13 protein-coding genes and 1 tRNA gene are annotated in these 19,155 nt (G+C 38.2%); 1 reads left to right on the top strand and 13 read right to left on the bottom strand.

Annotated elements, in window-relative coordinates:
* Position 1: 1 nt before the first annotated feature.
* From QY309_05515 to QY309_05480, 8 genes are all read right to left on the bottom strand, one after another.
* The gene (locus tag QY309_05515) at positions 2–1,666 is read right to left on the bottom strand and encodes an ADP-ribosylglycohydrolase family protein (GenBank protein ID WKZ60939.1); all 1,665 of its coding nucleotides are present in this window, start codon (positions 1,664–1,666) and stop codon (positions 2–4) included.
* Positions 1,667–1,675: 9 nt separating this feature from the next.
* On the bottom strand, positions 1,676–3,676 hold the full coding sequence (locus QY309_05510) for an ADP-ribosylglycohydrolase family protein (GenBank protein WKZ60938.1): 2,001 nt from the start codon (positions 3,674–3,676) through the stop codon (positions 1,676–1,678).
* On the bottom strand, positions 3,676–5,187 hold the full coding sequence (locus QY309_05505; protein WKZ60937.1) for a RagB/SusD family nutrient uptake outer membrane protein: 1,512 nt from the start codon (positions 5,185–5,187) through the stop codon (positions 3,676–3,678). The genes QY309_05510 and QY309_05505 overlap by 1 nt, the downstream gene beginning before the upstream one ends.
* Before the next feature lie 18 nt (positions 5,188–5,205).
* On the bottom strand, positions 5,206–8,169 hold the full coding sequence (locus QY309_05500; GenBank protein WKZ60936.1) for a SusC/RagA family TonB-linked outer membrane protein: 2,964 nt from the start codon (positions 8,167–8,169) through the stop codon (positions 5,206–5,208).
* A 12-nt stretch (positions 8,170–8,181) separates the two neighbouring features.
* Positions 8,182–9,111: a ribokinase gene (rbsK, locus tag QY309_05495; GenBank protein ID WKZ60935.1), complete on the bottom strand. Its 930-nt coding sequence runs from the start codon at positions 9,109–9,111 to the stop codon at positions 8,182–8,184.
* 297 nt (positions 9,112–9,408) lie between these two features.
* Positions 9,409–10,989 (bottom strand): citrate lyase subunit alpha, encoded by a 1,581-nt coding sequence (gene citF, locus QY309_05490; protein ID WKZ60934.1) that lies wholly within the window; start codon positions 10,987–10,989, stop codon positions 9,409–9,411.
* Positions 10,986–12,194 (bottom strand): aldolase/citrate lyase family protein, encoded by a 1,209-nt coding sequence (locus tag QY309_05485; GenBank protein WKZ60933.1) that lies wholly within the window; start codon positions 12,192–12,194, stop codon positions 10,986–10,988. Before QY309_05485 ends, citF begins: the two co-directional genes overlap by 4 nt.
* A 24-nt stretch (positions 12,195–12,218) precedes the next feature.
* The gene (locus QY309_05480) at positions 12,219–13,805 is read right to left on the bottom strand and encodes an SLC13 family permease (GenBank protein ID WKZ60932.1); all 1,587 of its coding nucleotides are present in this window, start codon (positions 13,803–13,805) and stop codon (positions 12,219–12,221) included.
* 143 nt (positions 13,806–13,948) lie between these two features.
* Between QY309_05480 and QY309_05475 the strand changes: the two genes are divergently transcribed.
* Positions 13,949–15,472 (top strand): hypothetical protein, encoded by a 1,524-nt coding sequence (locus QY309_05475; protein WKZ60931.1) that lies wholly within the window; start codon positions 13,949–13,951, stop codon positions 15,470–15,472.
* A 125-nt stretch (positions 15,473–15,597) separates the two neighbouring features.
* Here QY309_05475 and QY309_05470 read toward each other — a convergent pair whose 3' ends face one another.
* From QY309_05470 to QY309_05450, 5 genes are all read right to left on the bottom strand, one after another.
* Positions 15,598–15,711 (bottom strand): LuxR C-terminal-related transcriptional regulator, encoded by a 114-nt coding sequence (locus QY309_05470; protein WKZ61682.1) that lies wholly within the window; start codon positions 15,709–15,711, stop codon positions 15,598–15,600.
* Positions 15,712–15,746: 35 nt separating this feature from the next.
* On the bottom strand, positions 15,747–16,559 hold the full coding sequence (locus QY309_05465) for a hypothetical protein (GenBank protein ID WKZ60930.1): 813 nt from the start codon (positions 16,557–16,559) through the stop codon (positions 15,747–15,749).
* Between the two features lie 49 nt (positions 16,560–16,608).
* Positions 16,609–17,586, bottom strand: a complete 978-nt coding sequence (locus QY309_05460; protein WKZ60929.1) for a site-specific integrase — start codon at positions 17,584–17,586, stop codon at positions 16,609–16,611.
* Positions 17,587–17,833: 247 nt separating this feature from the next.
* Positions 17,834–17,905: transfer RNA gene (locus tag QY309_05455), tRNA-Glu, on the bottom strand.
* Positions 17,906–17,985: 80 nt separating this feature from the next.
* Positions 17,986–19,140 carry a dipeptidase gene (locus QY309_05450; protein ID WKZ60928.1) on the bottom strand — a complete coding sequence of 385 codons (1,155 nt, stop codon included), beginning with the start codon at positions 19,138–19,140 and terminating at the stop codon, positions 17,986–17,988.
* Between the last annotated feature and the right edge of the window lie 15 nt (positions 19,141–19,155).

Below are 19,155 nucleotides of genomic sequence, written 5' to 3'. Positions count from 1 at the left end.
ATTATTTACCTTCTTGCGGAATATTACTTTTTGGTTCGTTTTCAGAAAAAACAATCAAATCGTTAATTCTATATTCATACTTAGGTTCATGGTTTATCCATTTAAGCTTCAGTGTATGTCTACCTTCAGTTAGTTGATACTTCCAAGCCGGCTCTAGCCTGCGCGATGAATTCATCATAGGAAGTCTTACAGTCTCATCAAGTTCACCATCAAGGTATACCTCCATAATTGCAACGTATGGATCATCGGATTCAGCTAAGCCGAATGATTCTGAACCGTAGGTTCTTTTTGAAACACGATCCACATACGCTACATCAATTTTTGATCGCTTTACCATATTACCATACAAGAGATAGCCGTTCCCCGTAAACTCGAAATTGATTTCATCAGTGAAGGATTCGTCAATTTTGTTCCGTTCAATTGGATACGTGTTTTCAAAATTTTGTTCGAACGCCACAGGTGTAGGTTGCGCTAATGGAATAGTGATATCATTTCCATTGGTTGATCCACCAGCTTTTTCTATCATCCCCAGTGCATGTTTCATACTCCAGCCATAGGCTTTAGAAAGGGAAACTGTGGTGTTTTCAAAATCATCATTCTCAATTTCTTGCAATGGTTTTAGCCAAAATTCAGGGATATTATTGTATCCAAGCATTACTCCTAGTACACCACCAACAGTCGCAGGATTACAATCTGCATCTTGCCCACAGCGTGCAGCAATGTCAACTGATTTAGAAAAGTCTCCATCACCATATAAAATCCCTATGGCTACGTAAGCGGAGTTAATTTTCGCTTCAATGTTAAAGCCCAGAAAAACACCTTTAGGACAACCCGTATCATGGTTCCATTTCTTTTGAACTTCAAACCATGTTTGCTTCCAGTCATTTGGAAATTGTTTCTTCCACTTAATAACATCGGAAATACAATCATAAAAGTCTGTTCCTTCAGGGATTGTTTTAATAGCCTGCTCTACAATGTACGCTGGATCATCTGATGTAAACGCCAGGGAATATAATGCCGACACAAAAACCCCACCATACCAACCATCGCCACTATTCATCACATGCCCAACTCGATCTGCAATTTTAGTTGCCTCGTTCACCATACCGGGTGCCATTAGACCAATAAAATCTGCTTCAATTTGAAAGTCAATATCATCTGCATGAGGATTATTTTTCCAGAAGCCGGATGCTGGCGGCATAATGCCGTTAAGAATGTTATACCGTGAAGCCTGATTCGCATGCGCCAGATGGTATGCTGTGCTGGACCAATGCTTTGCGATAGAATCAGATGAAACATCCAAACCATACATTTCAAATGCTTGTACAAAATTTAAATCAGTATAGATATCATCAAACAATCCTGGCTTTTTATCCCACCAATACTTCACATAATGTTCGTCCCATGGAATATTCTGAGCATCATGAATCATGGATCCGTTGTATTTGAATTCCACCGGAGCACCGTACACAACACCAATGGTCTGGCCAGCCCAACCACCTTTAATCTTATTTTGTAACGCTTCACGTGATATTCGCATGGAACTTTCGGCGAGACCATCTTTTTTGTTTACATCTGTTGTTTCCGTACTGTTGTTGCAACTGAAAAGGATCAATAGAATTATCAGTAAAAAACTCTTACTCATTATATTTAGATTCTGATTCATGTTCTATTTTCAGTTTGATTTATAAACTCCCAACTCAGCAATCGAGGTGAAGCCTGATACGTTTTTTGTGTATTTATTCCAATGATCCTGGATCATAGCATCACCAATGATGCGAATGGCTTTTGTTTTTACTGGTTTGAACCTAATGATGTACTCTGCAAAATGCGGTTGAAAGAAAACGATATCGGTTTCTGGTAAGGATGGATGGATACTCGCACTCGCCGCAGCTACCCATTTACCTTCCTCATTTTTATATTGAACATTCAAAGAGGTAAACCAGCCCCCAAATTCTTCCATACCACCCGTATTGAAAACAAGCATATCAATTTCTTGATCATCACTCCATTCATAACCGTAGTAATCAACTTTCGGAATCTTTGATTTGGCAGCAAGGCTATAGAAAACTGAACCTTTACCGTTTACTACACCATCCCGAATGATTTCAGGAGTATCAGCATACATCGAATTTCCGAAGGTTGTCCAGCACGAATCGAGTACTGCTCTATTCAATGTGTTTACATTTGATAATACCGTTTTTGCTCCCTTTGACAAATTTTGATTGCGTACCAGTAACTCGAAGTCCTTTTTCAAAATCTTCTTTCCATTATCGAGTTGAATAGTAATCTTGTATATACCTGGAACTTCTGGGGTACCTGTAAGCTTACCTGCCTGAAACAGTGTACCTTTTGGAAGTTCTCCACCCACGAGTGTCCATGAATAATTTTTATTGGCATCGCTGTAGAAGTCAAAGTCAACTTTCTTATTTACTTCCATGACTGGTGCGGGGCCGATATAAAATTCTATCGGAACATTAAAAGTTGCCTCAGTATTGATGCTTATTTTCTCTGCTCCTGCTTTACCCGAAACCTTACCGCCCTTTCCTTCAATCAATTTGATAGTCATCTCAACCGTTCTATCAATAATATCTTGAATACTCGCATTGGGCAATTCATGTCGTGTTATATTTATATAGGTATCATTAAAAGGCTTACTCCAACCTTCAATGGGTAAATACAAATCTTTAGGTAATGCTTCAAACCCATACATCACACCAAGAATACCAGCAACAGTTGCAGCTTGATTATCGGCATCAAAACCCATAGCACAAGAGAGATCAAGTGTACGCTGAAAATCACCTTCACCATATAGCATCGCTAAAATTCCACAAGCGCCATTTAAGTTTGCATTCCATATGGTTTTGGTAAGATCCGGTTCATTTACATAATATTTATCCGCCATTTCTTTCCATGCGTCTTGCCACTTGTTTGGATATTTTTTATGAAGCGCAATCATATCCTTTATGGTTTGTGCGTATCTCCCATCGGCTGGCAGTTCTTTTAACCCAATGTCAATGAGCTTGCGAATATCTTTTTCAAAAAAAGCTGCGGCATACATTGCACCGTAGTGGACAGTAGGTTCAGCCCCCCAGCTATCACTGGTAATACGTGCAGCCCAATCCGATTTTTCAGCAGCATATTGAACCATGCCGGGAGCAGTGTATGCCCAGATTTCATTTATTAATTGAGGATCAATTTGAAACCAATGCGGATTGATCTCTTTGCTTCCTGTAAAAGGAGGTGTGTATCCGAAATGCATTAATCCCAAGGCAGCACGGTTTGCAAGCCATACACGATCACGAATATGATACATCCATGCTTCCCGCATATTTTCGTATGTAGGTTCATAACCATACTTTTCCATGTTTAAGAGATACATATATTCTACATCGGTATCATCATCTGAAAAAGCACCATTGTATTTTTTAAGTTTGTCGATGTTTTTGGTATACCCGTATGGCCAGTTTTCAGGGCCCGGTGCATCTACATACTTGTTTTCATGTGGGAGACCATAAATATTTCCAATCATCTGACCGATCCATGCACCTGCAATCTTATCTTGCAAATCCTTTTTAGAAATTGTCTTAAATTTCTTTGGCGGATCGATTGGATGCATCGCTGCAAGAAGTAAAGCAACACAAACAAAAAATAGAATTAAAATTTTATACTTCATTAATCTGGATTTTGGATGAGATTAGGATTTGAATTAAGAGCACTTTGTGGAATAGGGAATAACTTTTTATTAGGACCAGAAACTGGCTTTGACCACCACGTATTACCCCAAACTCCAAATCTAATTTGATCTTGACGTCTGTGACCTTCCCAGGCAAATTCCCGTCCACGCTCATCAAGCAATTCAGCATCCGTTATTTCACCTAATGTATAAGGAGTAAGGCCAGCACGTACTCGAATTTTTTGAAGTGAAGGATCATCAATAAATTCATTGGCCCTTCCAAGGCGATGAAGCGCTTCCAATTTCATGTATAAAACATCCGCATATCGAAAAAGGACAAAATCATTCTCCATATCCACTACGTCATAACTTAGACCTTCTTGGTATTCGTATTTTGCACACCTTGCCCCTTCCCATTCGGCACGTGAGTTGTAGTCATCAATGGTTATTTTGTATTCAAATGGAATACCATCAATTATAATTGGATTTCCATCCTTATCGTATTGTGGTCCAAAAAGAAAGGAATTTCTTCTGATATCATTAACACTATACTTGTCAAAGAAATCTGGCTGCAATACAAACCCATCCCATGGTATACCCGTAACATCAAATGTTGCACGACTTGCTGAATTAAGTGTGAGCATTTCCCAATAAAAATGTTCATCCGTAAGTTGAGGATGATATGGGATCACGAAAATGTTTTCCCTTGAATTTTCATTGTGCACTTTGAAATTTTCAAAGTAATCATCTTCAATTTGGAATTCACCTAATGCAATTACATGATCACAAGCGAGAACAGCATCAGCAAATTTATTTTCACCCACCCATTCTTGTGCATTCAAATACATTTTTGCTAACAGTGTATAGGCCATTCCTTGTGTCACTCTCCCATAGTATTCAGGTGTTGGAGTAGCTTGTATTTTACCAATATTGTCATTGATTTCATCCACTATAAAATCATAGACGAATTTCCTATTCATTTGTGGTGGCGGTTCATTAGATTCAAAATCCAGTGAAAAGGGAATATTTCCCCAATAATCAAGTGCCCAGTAATAGTAAAATGCACGAAGAATTTTAATCTCAGCGAGGACACGTTCTTTGTTTTCAAATTCAATTGGAGATATAACGAATAAAATTTCATTACAGGCCGTTATCCCCTCAAATACCATATCCCATGCCTTTGTCAGAATTTTATTTCCGGCTGTAGAGCTATTTAAGGTATGTTTTTGCATTACTTCCCATCTTCCCTGCTCATACCATTCACCGTTATGTTTTTGTGGAATAACAAGTTCATCGGATGCATTTTCACCTAACGACCATAGACGTTGTTCTTCTGGATAAGGCTGTAATTTCACATAAGCACGGCCTGCATAGGCAATGATGTCCTTTTCTGTCTTGAAAAATTCATCAGCTGGTATCTTTGAGTATACAGTTTCCGAGAGGTCGAAACAGGAGTTTGTCAGCAGTACAAGTAGAATTATGGAGGTGGTGGCGATGATATGCTTTTTCATGATTCTAAACTTTAAAAATTAAAAAGATGCATTTAATCCAATTGAAATTGAAGTCGTTCTTGGATAGTAGGATAACCGATCAATACCAGGTTCAAGACCGCTAAGATTTACTTCAGGGTCGATTCCTTTGTATCCTGTGATCCAGAATACATTTTGTGCAGAACAAAAAGCGCTGAGATTTGAAATATATTCATTTCGAATATTGAAATTATAATTCAGTGTGACGTTATCCAGTTTTAAGAATGATGCATCTTCAAGATATTTTGAAGAATATGTTATGTTTCCGATAAATTCCGGATTCTCTAGCTGTGAATGAACAATATTGCGTAACCCTATACTGTTCCAAGATTCATAATATAACCTATACGAGTTTAGGACCTTGCCGCCAATACCTGCACGAAAGTTTACACTCAAATTCCAATTTTTATAAGAGAGTGAATTACTCCATCCTATGATTGCAAGTGGATTGGCCGTACCAATGTTTTCCCATTTACTTTTATCAACTTCACCTACTGGATTTTGATTTTTAAACGTATCGTATCCATCCTCACTCACTCCTAACCAAACTGGACCGTAAAAAGTACCTATCTCCTGCCCTTCCTGTATCCGTTGCGACCATACACCAATAGTACCTCCAATAAATGCAGTTTCATATGATGATTGGGTAAATTCACTATTGGATATCTTATCCAGGATATTCTTATTGTGACTTGCTGTTAAAGTAACGTTCCATTGAAAATCATTTCTTTTAATCAACGGGCTATTTAACGTTAGCTCAATACCCTGATTGCTCATCGTACCTACATTGGTGAATAAATAGGGGTATAAATAAGGGGGAACAGGTACCTGAAATTCCCACAATAGGTCTGTGGTTTTCCGTGAATAATATTCAAGACTTCCGCTAAGTTTGTTTTCAAAAAGAGAGAAGTCTGCACCTATATTAAGTTCTTTCTTCTTTTCCCACCGAAGATCAGGATTGGGATTCTGGCCTGGTCCATATGAATTGATCCATTGTTGATTGTAGTATAAACTACCAACACGTTCCAATAAGATTAGTGATTGATAAGGTCTGAAATCCTGGTTACCAGTTACCCCATAACCCACTCTAAACTTTAAATCATTTATCCAATTGACATCTTGAATAAAGGACTCTTCACTTAACCTCCAACCTACACTTACTGCTGGAAACCACCCCCACTTATTATTGTCGCCAAACTTTGAAGAACCTTCTCGTCTAAGGGAAGCTGACGCCAAATACTTGTCATTATAGTTGTACATGACGCGACCAAATAAGGCGATGAGCCTACTCGATTCTTTGTAAGATCCCATATCTGCTTTACCATCTCTTAAAAAAGTTCCGGCTGCAATATTATTATAAAGAAAAACATCGGTATCAAAATTGGAGTTACCTTCATACGAAGTATTCTGTTCAAATTCCTGAAACGAATATCCAGCTATTATTTGCAGGTTGTGAGCACCTATTAGCTTTTCATAATTGAACATACTCTCAAATTGTGAATTTGTATTTCTACCATTGGCGATCTCCGCCTCACCGGCTATTCCCGGTGTTGTACCTGTGCCTATTAAAGTTGGATAGAATTGAGTCTTATACGAATTCTCTTCCCAATCAGATTGTTGTGTCGAGATAAAATTATCCCACGAAAGTGAGTTTGTAATTTCTAATGTTGCTCTAAGACTTAAAAGCAAATCATTAGTTTTTCCTTCCCGTGTACGTTCATTTAACATGGCTACAGGATTGTAATACTCAAGTCCTTGCTTAAATGAATAGCCTCCAGTTCTAGGGTCAGAATCATCATAGATTGGCTGTGTTGGATTTTGGATAAACGCCTGGCGGAATAGCTCGTAGTTCGCTGGGCTATAATTTCTTGTGTTGCTGGTTAGGTTGAAATTTAAAAGCAATCGGTCCGCTAGTACATTCTGTTTTATATTTGTTTTAAAAAGCAGGCTTTTGGCTTCGTTGTCTGAAAGCAACCCTTGACTAATGCTATGTGTAAGGGAAGTGCGATGTGAAAAATTTTCAGTTCCACCAGTAAGGGCTAGATTTTGTTGATAGCTAACAGGCATATCACGCGTGATGGCATCGAACCAATCAGTATCACTCCCAAAAAGACTTTCTACTTTTGAGGGTTGATACGTATTAATAGCATACTCAAACTCTTTTGCGGAAAGGTTCTCAACTCCACGTGGAGCAACTTGCGTAGAGACTTGAGCACTGTATTCAAAAGTTCCCTTTCCTTGTTTAGCAGATTTTGTCGTAATAATTATTACTCCATTGGTTCCCCGGGTTCCATAAATCGCGGCTGCAGAACCATCCTTCAGTACATCAAATGATTCAACATCCTGAAAATTTATATTTTTCAGGTCAGCTCCAATCATACCATCAATGATAATCAAAGGACTTTGTCCGGAAGTCAATGTGTTGGTTCCCCTTAAAAGGATCTGGTATCCTGCCATGGGATCAGCTCCATTTGGTTTGGTGATGGATAAACCTGCGACTTTCCCTTGTATCAGGCCCATAGGGCTGTTAAAAATTCCTTTATTAAAATCCTCTGATTTTAAAGTCGTCACCGCTCCTGTAATTTCTTTCTTCGTGGTTGTTCCGTATCCAATCACCACGATTTCATCCAGTGCTTTAAGGGATTCCGACAACTTTATATTTATTGTACTCTTGTTTCCTACTGTAACTTCTATGGTTTCATAACCGATAAAGGAAAAAACTAAAGTTGCATTGGGGACTACATCAATAGCGAAATTACCACTAGCATCAGTCATCGTTCCTGTTTGTGTTCCCTTTACAGAAACATTTACGCCAGGTAGAGAATTATCTACCTCATCTGTTACTTTGCCACTTACTGAAATCTTATCAGGCGTTTGAGCAAAACTGCCAAATGGGATTACGAACGTTAATACGAATAGCATTAAGTAATTCACTTTTAAACTACGCGAATAAAATGTTCTCATAGCTTCTCTTTTTCAATTAGACAATTCATTTTCTACGAGTAATAATTCATTCCGATAGGGAATTGAAGATTGTGCCCCCATTCGTGTTACGGTGAGTGCCGATGCTTTTGCTGCAGTTTTCACAGCTTCCAGGATTGATTTTCCCTCCGAAAGACTAACACATAAAGTTCCACTAAAGCAATCACCAGCTGCAGTTGTATCAACGGCAGTGACCTTATTTGCAGCTACTGAAAAGTATTGATCATTTTCCTTTATAAATGCACCCATTGACCCCATCGTGATCACCACATTCTTCACCCCTTTTGCACTAATGATATCGGCTGCTTGTTTGGCTTTTTCAAAATCAGTGACTTTAATCCCCGATAAAATTTCAGCCTCACTTTCGTTAGGAGTAACTAAGTAGAGGCACTTCAATAACTTATCAGAAAGTGTTTTTGCTGGTGCTGGATTTAAAATGACGGGAACTCCTTTCTCAGCAGCTAATGTTGCAGCATGTTCGACCGTTTCAATTGGAATTTCCAATTGCATTAAAACAAATGAGGCATTGTCCAACTCGCCTTTTGCCTTATCAATATCCGAAGGTGTAAGGCTACCGTTAGCACCTGATGCTACCACTATACAATTCTCACCATGCGAGTCCACCATAATTAAAGCAACGCCCGATGGTAGCTTCGGATCAGAAAATATATAATCAGTATTGATTCCTTCAGAATTATATAATTCTACAGACTGCTTACCAAAAACATCGTTTCCTGTTTTGGAAATAAATGTAACATGACCCCCTTGGCGCGCTGCTGCTACTGCTTGATTGGCCCCTTTACCACCTGGGTTCATCAAAAAAGTACCACCAATAACTGTTTCACCGGGAATTGGAAGTCGATCAGATTTTATAACCATATCGGTATTGCAACTTCCAATTACGAGTATTCTTTTGTTGTTCATAAGCCTTCGTTAAACCTGAAATAAATGTACTATTTCAATCGATTGCTAAAAATCAAATAAGCCATGTATTTGATATTTATAAATCATAAACAATATTTGTATATGATTGAATATCAATTATTTAATTTATATATTTAAAATATATAATCTATTTTCAAATGTACTTAAACTAACGGCTTCAACGTCCTTAATTTGATAGACGGTAAAGAACATATTTGGGATAAAATTGTATAAGAAGGGAAAAGATGACTCCCCTTTTGTGGGCTTCAAAGAAGATTTGATGAGATACAAAGGTATTTAAAACTTTACCTTTCTAATGGAGTCTATAATTGTACCGTCTACCCACTTGACAACCGCTACAATTTCATCCTCAAAAATTACCTGCGCGGGAGTTCCGCAAATTTTTTCTGCTTCGTGCTTTAACTCATGAATGGTTTTTATCGGCAGACCACTATCTTTTACAAGCTCTATTAGATCCGTGCGCAGTGGATTTATTGCAATACCTCTTTCAGTAACGATGACATCAATTAATTCACCTGGCCCACAGATAGTGGTTACCTCATCACGGATTACCGGAATCCGATCACGAAAAAGTGGTATGGGTAAAATTGTACACTTCGCAAATAAACAGTTTTGCCACCCGCCTATTCCGTGCAATAAAACACCATCTGAATGGGTAACAACATTTGCATTGAAATTTATATCCACTTCAGTAGCACCAAGAATAACAACATCCAATAATGAAGCAAAATTTCCTTTGCCGTGATAATTGTAGCTTGTGAAAGGACTTGTGCTAACATGTCTTGGGTTTTCCCGCATTGACTTTACCCCATCAAGATCAAAGGTTTGTCCATCCAGAATATATTCTACCAACTCTTCATTCAACATATTTACCAGGTACTTGTTACTACCACCCCTGGCAAAACGCGCCTTCATCCCTTTTGCCTTTAGCATCTCAGCAAAATATATACCTATTGATAGTGATGTGCCACCAGCACCGGCTTGAAAAGAAAAACCATCCCGAATAATTCCAACTTGCTCACAAAACTTTGCTGTTAGTTCAGCAAGGAATAAGCGGTCAGGACTTTTTGTGATTTCTGTTGTACCCGAAACTATTTTTTCAGGGATACCTATTTTATCCACCTGAACAACGAAGTCTACATAGTTGCCTTGAATTTGCCAGGGCAAGCAAGGAAATGGAACCAAGTTATCAGTAACAACTATTACTTTGTTTGCATATTGAGAGTCACCTAATGCAAAACCCAATGATCCACAAGCCGTAGAACCGTTCACACCATTTGCATTCCCAAATGAATCAGCGGTAGGAGCCGCAATTACTGCAATATCAATTACAATTTCGCCATCTTGAATAGCTTGATACCTTCCCCCGTGTGATCTGAGCACTCCAACACCCTTCATTTTTCCTTGAGAAGTGAAGCGACCCAATTGCCCATTCATACTTCCTTCAATGTGATGAATAGTTCCATCCTCTAAATATTTGATAAGTGGACTGTGACACTCAAACGAAGCAGATGGAAACCAAACTAAATTTTTAATACCCAGTTCAGCAGCGATGTCAAAAATTTGCACAGCAATAATATCTCCATTTCTAAAATGATGGTGGGTGGAAATCACCATACCATCTTTCAAACCAGCTTGCAGTAATGATTCTTTTAAAGAAGGAAGTAATTTATTTCCATCGCTTGGAAAATCTGCACAAGAAGAAATAGGAGGAGAGAATCTTTTACCAGAAGGACGGTGCTTTCCAACTCCCTTAAAGGGTATTGCTTCGTTTCCATTGACCATCGTTGGAACAACTCTTCCGATCACATTTGTAGTAAGTCTATCACTAACCATTTTCATCTTAATACTTCTCAATTATTGCTCCACTTTGCATCTAAAACTCCATTCGAAACTGCTAAATCAATAACGCGTTGCGCCCTTTTAACGACTGGGGCATCAACCATTTTAGTGCCGATTGACACGACACCTAATCCATTTCTTTTTGCCTCCATAAATGCAGTAACGATGATTTTTGCCTTTTCTATTTCTTCGTGACTAGGAAGAAAATTGTCATTTATAATTTTTACTTGACGTGGGTGAATACATCCCATACCATCAAAGCCTAGTGCTTTTGAGGCCTCAACATTTCTTTTTAATCCCTCCAAATCACCAACATCAGAGAAGACAGAGTCTATTGCTTGAATTCCTGCTGCTTTACACACATTTACAAGTTGCATTCTGGCAAATAGTGATTCCTTTCCTTCGGCAGTCCGGTGCACACCAATATCTGCTGTGTAATCTTCCAGACCAATTGCTATGGCTACTACATTCGTTGCTGACTTTGCAATCTCAAATGCATTCATGACCCCCAATGCGCTTTCGATAATTGGCATTAACCAAATTCTATCATCAGGTTGTGCCCTTTTCATTTTTTCAATGCTTTCATTTACTTGATGAATCTGTGAAGCGTGTTCACACTTGGGCACCAGGATCAGATTCACATTGTGCGGAACAATAAAATAGAGATCCTCTAAACCCATTGGCAACTGATTGATCCTCACCATACGCTCGGATCCTAAAAAATCCAAGCTACGTAAGGCATTACGCACTAAACATCTTGCCTCATTCTTTTTCTCCTCCGCTACTGCATCTTCTAAATCCAAAATAATTCCATTGGATTTATGAATGCCTGAATTGATCATTAAACTTGGAGTATTTCCAGGAAGATAAAGCCGCGAAAAGCGGGGTCTGTCAAAAGCAGTCGTATAAAGATTTTCGTTCAACATCGTCGGCAGAAACTCTTTATCTGTCTTAACTACTTGCTTGATCGCAGCTTCTAATCGCGCACAGATAACAAAGTCTAAAGCTCCTTTATCCTCTATAATCAATTTGGCATGCTCAATTAAAAAAAACTTTAACACTTCCTTCGAAATACGAATAATAGTATCACCATACAATGATTTTACTTTGCTTACTAATTCAATTTGAATTCCACCTGAGGCTGTTATTTCTAATGCAACGCGGCAATCAGACCTATCTTTCTCCCCATTATTTCCAGCGTAAACAATTCTTTTATCCATAAATATTATTGATCACAAACTGCGTTAAAGAGCCCAAGCCGGTAAATCCATCTCTAAATTCAACCATGGGATTATTACAAAATAAAGTAGTATTGTAAGTAAAGCTACCGCGATAATATTCAGCCAAAACCCACATTTAACCATTTCCGCAACAGACACACGTTCACTTGCCAACACTACTGTATTTGGACCTGTAGCAGCAGGCATCATAAATGCACATGAACAGGCAATTGTTGCAGGTATCATAATTAAGAGTGGATTAACACTGGCTGCGATTGCGGTACTTGCTAAGACTGGCAAAAGTATGTTTGCACTGGCAGTATTGGAGTTAAATTCTGTAAAAAACAGGACAAAACCGACAACACTTATTAGTATAATTATAAATGGAAAATTTCCTATAAAATTGAGTTGCAGGCCAAGCCAGTCCGCTAAACCAGTCTCAACAAATCCTTCTGCAACAGCGTACCCTCCTCCAACAATCATTACTACCCCCCACGGAACTTGACTCGCTTCCTTCCAGGTAATTAAGCGCTTTCCATCGCCAGCAGGCAGTGCGAATAAAATTAAAGCGGAGGCCATTGCAATTGTGCTGTCATGCATGTATCCGTCCAGATCAAATAAATTAGTCCACCCAGGAACAACAAACTCACCAAACACGAGATCAGCTTTAAACACCCAGCAAACCACCGTTAAAATTCCCAAGGCCAAAACACGTTTCTCACCCGTTTTCATGGTGCCCAATGCTTTGAGTTCATTTTCTATTATTGTTAAGTTATCACTTAAACGGCCACTGATTTTATAAAACCACGTAATAAAAAACCAGAATGCAGGAATAAAAACAAGCAATATTGGTATACCGATCTTTAACCATGTAAAGAATGAAAGGGGTGGTGCAGCTGGGAATAATTTTTCAAAAATACCGACAAAGATCATATTGGTTGGTGATCCAATTAAAGTAGCAAGCCCGCCAATGGATGCGGAGTATGCAATCGATAACATTAATGCAGTAGCAAACGAATTCCCTTTTCCTTCAATTTCTTCATCTTTCGCTACAATTGCCAATGCAATTGGCAACATCATTAACGCTGTGGTTACATTTGCAATCCACATTGATACCAGGGACGTTGCTACCATCATACTAAAGATTATTTTTTTTCGGCTAGTGCCGAACAAATTAATGATGGACAATGCAATTCGTTTATGAAGTTTTTGTGTTTCAATTGCTTTTGCGAGAAAGAAAACAGCCAGAAACATTAGCGCATAATTGTGCCCATAATTGGCAGCTGTTTGTGCAGGTTCCATTATTTTCAAAGCAGGATATAAAACAAGTGGTAAAAAAGCTGTCACATAAACAGGGATAGCTTCAGATACCCACCAAATACTCATCAAAACAACTACGGCGGCAGTGGCTTTTGCATCTGCTGACATACCCTCCGGTACAGGAAGAAATAAAATGATTAAAAAGCTTACGATCCCAATCCAAAGCCCCCAGCATTTTTTTACCCCCATAGGTATTGTTTTGTTATCTAATGTGGTTTCTTCTCTCTTAAGAATATTTAAGATGTACTTCAAACCTAATAATTCAATCGATTGAAAAAGATCAAATAACATCCAATATTGTTTTTCTATAACCAGTATACAAACTCATAAAAGATTGATTATTAACTATTTAAAAGTCCATAAAGTGAACAAATAAATATTGTCAAATTATTATTAGCTTGCCATCAACTTCATTGGTAAGAGTAGTATCCAATATGAATAAGACCGAAGCATTACTATTTCTTGTTAATTCATTGAGTAAGGCTGAAAAAAAAGCCTTCAAATTAACTTCCCAAAATTCCGGAACATCAAACTATGTTAAGTTGTATAACCTGATCATTAAGGATAAAAAAATAGTTGCAGACACATTGCGCAAAAAATATGTTAAATCAATTAAAGGCTCATCATTTGAGACTTCTGTAAACCATCTTTATAAGGTTCTTTTAAATGCAATGCTTGAACTTAGGAAGGATCAAGACAGTCATTACTCACTTTTTGATAAAATTTTAAAAGCAAGAATCCTATTTGAAAAATCAATGTACAATGAGTGCTTTGATCTGTTACACAAGGTGAAAAGTGCGGCGAATGAACAGGAAAATTTTTATGCTTTGCTATTGGCTTCACGGCTTGAGCTTGAGTATCTGCTTACGCTTAATTTTCCTGAACTGAATGAAAAAGAACTACTGCACAAACATTTTAAAGTAAATGAAGCATTACGCATTACCCAGAAAATTCAACAACAATCTGCGCTTTATGAACTACTAAGGCACCGCATGATCTATAAAGGAAATGTAAGATCTGAACAACAAAAGAACGAATTGAATGATCTGGTAGTAAGTGAAATGAGTATAGTGGCCTCATCAAATTTTGACAATTTTGAGATTGATAAACTACATCAACTATTTCAGGCTAACTACCTTATAAGTGTTGGTGACTATAAGTCTGCACTCCACTCATTCTACGAACTAATCAGTCTATTGGAGTCGAACAAAAAATTATGGGCCGATCCTCCAATATTTTATGTTTTAACCCTTGAAGGCATTCTTGATAGCCTAAGAAGTTTAAGGATGTATGATGGAATGAATAAATTTATAGACCAATTAATGAAAATTAATTCCCCATCGCAGAGTTTTAATATCGATGTTACCTGTCTCATTTTTTTATATGAACTCTTTCCAATGTTGGACAAAGGTGATTTCCATGCTTGTCAAGAACTTATGAAAAAGTATAACGAAAATCTCTTAATGAAAACACAACTTCTAAGTCTTGCACGTAACGCCGAATTAAGTTTATACCTGGCCTTAATAAATTTCGGTCATCGAGACTTTAGAAAAGCACAAAAACTTCTAAATAGAATAATTTTCACAAGTAAAAGCTACGCGTACTTACCACTTTACAGAACCATAAGGTTAGTTAATCTAATGGTACTTTACGAACTAAAAGATTTCGATCTTATACAACATGAAACCCGCTCAATCAAACGTGATATGAAAAATGATGGAAAGGGTTATAAAATTGAAAAACGAATTTTGAATTTTGTAAACAAACAAAGTCTTCCGATTTCAACAATGAAAAGAAATCTGCTATGGGCAAAAATAAAGGAAGAGTTTACTATCATCCATCACGATGTTTATGAACTGCAGACCCTTAAGCTATTTGATTTTTCTGCCTGGATTGAGAGTAAGATCAGGAGGGTACCATTGACCACAATACTTTCAACACGAGAATTTGACACATAAACAAGACCAACACTTGGCTTTATGGAGATTCCGGTGAAATTGACCTGCTGCCCGAAAATTTTTTGTTCATCTATTAACTAAGATAACTTTTCCTATTTCAGTAAAATCACAGAATCAAAATAGGATTAAATCGAAACCAAACCATTTTTAATCGCATATTTAACAAGTTCGGCCGTATTCCTCAAGCCTAGTTTTTCCAGGATGTTGGTCTTGTGTGTTTCAACCGTGCGGATGCTAATAAAAAGTTGCTCCGTTTTTTTATCGAAATGGATACTTAACCCAATCTTTTAATAAATGTATGGATAATGTATTGAAGCAATGACTCAAAAATAATACCTCCTATTCCAACAACCAGAAAAAGCGATATAATTGCCAACCACTTAAAAATATTTATATCTTCCCGAATTAAACTCACACTAATCATTACTAACTCAGATGTTATAAAACCAATAACCAGGATATAGGCATAACTTTTTCGCACCTTAAGGATCTTGCACTCATTATACCATGCTATGAGGAAAAAAGAAATTATTCCAATCAATACTAAGTGGAGATAGGCTATAACATAAAACCGGATTTCATAGGATAATGCAGCAACATAAGGAAATGCAGAAATTAATTGCAACACTAACTTAATACCAAATGAGATAAATGCTGATCCTAATAAAATTCCGGAGGATTTAGAAAACGATAAGTTATCTACTTTTCTTTTAATATCAATCGACTTTAGAAAATAGTAAAACGCAGCAATCTGGCCAACCGCTGCAACAAATCCAATTCCATTAATAATTAGGGGAGGATTTGTCCATAGAGTTGATAAGGCATAGGCCGGGAAACAAGAAATGAACAATAGACTTCCAAATTTTCTGGCTTGATTCAACTGAAACGGTATTGCTTTTGTTTTGAGCAAATGAAAAAAGAGCGCCAATACACCAAATGTAAAGACTCCATTATATTGAAAATGCAGATAATAGTATACTGCTAATTGGTACCAATTGGATTGCTTCAGCCCATTCGCCGCCAGTATTCCAACAATAAACGGCCCAATGGCGGATATAATAAAAAAAAGCAAGGATGCTCTGGCCATCTGGATTTCTATGGATCGCCTGAATGAATGGGTATCGCGAAAAAAATATCTACAAAAAATAATAACAACTATTGTATGTAGCGTTGAAACAATAATTGAGTAGAGACCATACCCTTGCAGTGGGAAGGTAACCAGCATCCCTAAAATTAGAGCGATTATCCGTCTTCATTCGGCTTGTAAATATCCATTTCTCTCCATCCATACCGATACCTATATGCTTATGTGTTAAAGCCTGTACATCCGCATATGCATAGCCGGTAAAACAGCTGAAAAGAAAAATATCCCTGACCTGTTCCAGTCTGGCCGAATGAAATTTTTTGGATTTTAATTTTTCAAGATCAGAATCATTTAATACTTGCCTTTCCCTTGCCTCGATCTTGCATACAAAAGATGCAAACGGGTTCTTTGGTATCCACTCATTATTAACTGAAATCTTCACAATCTTTTTTAAAATTTTAATATAACCCATGGTGGAGTTGTTAGACAGGTTATGCTCCGTTCTTAGGTAGTATTCGAAATCAGTAATAAACTTATATTTCAAATCGGATAGCAATATGTCCGTCCTGTTATAGGTATGCGTCAAGAACCGTTTAAGCTTTCCGATGGTGACCATACACTTTTTGTAGGTGGTAAGGGAGTAGTTCTTTCCAACTAACCCTTTCATTTGATCATTGTGATATTGAAATGCCTCCAACAGGGATTTACCTCCACTTTCTTCCAGTCCCAGGTATTTCAATTTTATAGCCTCCGCAGTTATGGGCTTATTATCACTTCGCAGTTGATAAAAGCATTGCCGAAGCTCCCCGCGTTCGATATCCAGGAACTCATTGATCTCGGTGGCTTCGTTACAGTCCGGTTTTACGATCGAATTTTTATCATCCCAGGAGGAAACGTTGATCCTTCTGCTCAGCGAGATTTCTGCGCGAATGCCACTGACAGTGACACGTGCATAGAGTGTACCGATTTTATCTGTGGTTTTTCTGCGATACACCCAGATTAAAATTGAGAATGTTTGTTTGTGTTTCATGATGCAAACCGAATTAGAATTCAAAACCCATTTTTTTTGATCAGTTTTGCTGTGTTTTGACGTTTGTAACAAATTGATTATCAATTCATTATACGTAATTCGGTTTGCACTTGGCTAACAAAAAGATGCTAACCGAATTGCCTGCATTTTTCCTGTGAATGTTTGTGATTTTATGATTGCACTAAAAACAAAAAACCGCTCAAACATATCGTCTGAGCGGTTTTGATTTCAAATATAACGTAGGTTGTAGTCCGTACGGGAATCGAACCCGTGTTACCAGAATGAAAATCTGGTGTCCTAACCCCTAGACGAACGGACCGTCTTCAAAAAAGTGTCGCAAAGATAGCCCTGTGGTTTTTATTTACAAATCCGGATTAAAAAAATTCCGTTTTTTCGGCTCTATTCCGGCAAATTCCGAAGCATAAAATCGCGAATGTTTCCACCCATTATCTGATTGATCTCAGTTTGATTGAACCCCTGCTTTTGCAACGCAGTAACCAGCAACGGTAAACCGGTAACATCAAAATGGGCCTTAATGGCGCCATCGAAATCGGAACCCAATGCCACCTTATCTACACCAATTTTATCGGCCACATATTTTATGCTTCGGGCTGTGGCTTCCGCATCTGTTCCGCATACGGCTGTCTCCCAAAGTCCGATGCCCACCAATCCGTTTCGTTTCCCGATTTCTGTCAAGTGCTTATCGGAAAGATTTCGCTGATTGTCGCAAGCCCCTTTTACGCCCGTGTGCGAAACAATCACCGGTTTTGTGGTAATGGAAAAGACATCATCAATCACACGCGTAGAAGCATGCGCCAGGTCAATGATCATATTCATCTCGTCCATCGCTTTAACAAGTTTCTTTCCATCTTCCGTAAGACCTTCTTTTGTAACCCCATGTGCAGAACCACCCCATTCATTATCAAAAAAATGTGTGAGGCCGATATAGCGAACCCCTGCATCGTAGAATACGCGTAGGTTTTCAACTTCGCCTTCCAGGCAGTGGGCGCCTTCCAAACCCAGCATACCAGCTGTGAGTTTTGGGTTCGATTTTCTTGCCTCAATAAACTCACTCAATTCAGTTCTATTGGTCACAACCCGAAAGGCTCCATCCGATTCTTCCGCAAATTCATATAGCTGATTGCATTGATGCAGCGCACGCGATTTTAAACTGAACCAGGTTGATGGCGGACGCATCTGCGCAAAGGAAAGCAAGGCAATCTGATCAGTTTTATCATCGTTGCGATTGATGTTCATTCCCTTAGGGGTTTTGCTTACAATGGTGAACACCTGTAGCGCCATATTGGCCTGTTGCATACGCGGCAAATCAACATGCCCATGCTTATGAAGGCCGAAGAAATTTCTATTCCACAACAACATGTCGCAATGCAAGTCGGCTACAAAAGGAACCGCCTCATAGGAAGGAACCGGAGTCAAGCTGACCTTTGCCACTACCGAGTTCATTTTTTTATCGAAATAGTCCGCGACAAAACCGAAAAAGATAACAGCGGCAATAATCACCAGACTTAATAGGCCAATCAGAAGTTTTTTCATGCAGTTACATCGTTT

The organism is Cyclobacteriaceae bacterium (genome assembly GCA_030584025.1).
Lineage (GTDB): Bacteria > Bacteroidota > Bacteroidia > Cytophagales > Cyclobacteriaceae > UBA2336.
The sequence above is the reverse complement of the archived record's forward strand: the minus strand, read 5'-3'. Positions and strand labels throughout refer to the sequence as shown.